The organism is Faecalibacterium sp. Marseille-Q4164 (assembly GCF_017377545.1).
In the GTDB taxonomy this organism is placed as follows: domain Bacteria; phylum Bacillota; class Clostridia; order Oscillospirales; family Ruminococcaceae; genus Faecalibacterium; species Faecalibacterium duncaniae.
Window position 1 is genome coordinate 1 of sequence record NZ_JAFREJ010000048.1, and the last position, 714, is coordinate 714.

1 protein-coding gene is annotated in these 714 nt (G+C 55.3%); it reads left to right on the forward strand.

Annotated features, from left to right (window positions below; translation table 11 throughout):
* A partial coding sequence (gene pyrF, locus J3352_RS14145; RefSeq protein ID WP_207700529.1) for an orotidine-5'-phosphate decarboxylase occupies window positions 1–714 on the forward strand: 714 nt, incomplete at both ends.

Sequence of the window (714 nt, forward strand, 5' to 3'; positions counted from 1 at the left end):
CTGTGTGGCAGTTCAATAAAGAAATTGTTGACCATACGTATGATTTAATTCCCTCAGTGAAACCTCAGATTGCCATGTATGAGCAGTTTGGCATTGAGGGACTTAAAATATATGCGAGAACTGTGGAATACTGCCAGCAGAAGGGACTGCTCGTCATCGGCGACGTAAAGCGCGGCGACATCGGCTCCACGTCCTCGGCATATGCGGTGGGACATCTGGGAAAGGTTCGGATTGGAAGCAATGTATGTTCCGGTTTTAATACGGATTTCATCACGGTGAACCCGTACCTGGGCACTGACGGCGTGAAGCCGTTCGTCGGTGTCTGCAACGAAGAGGACAAGGGTCTGTTCGTCCTTGTAAAGACGTCGAACCCTTCCAGCGGCGAGTTCCAGGACAGGCTCATTGACGGCCGGCCGCTCTACGAGCTGGTGGCAGAGAAGGTTGTCGAGTGGGGCGCCGACTCCATGGACGGGGCTTACAGCAACGTAGGCGCCGTGGTAGGCGCTACTTATCCGGAGATGAGCCGGATTTTAAGAAAGCTGATGCCCCATACTTACTTCCTGGTGCCCGGCTACGGCGCCCAGGGCGGTACGGCAGAGGATTTGCGCCACTGCTTCAATGAGGACGGGCTCGGCGCCATCGTAAACTCCTCCCGCGGCATCATCGCGGCCTACAAGCAGGAGAAGTATGCGAAGTTCGGCCCGGAACATTTTG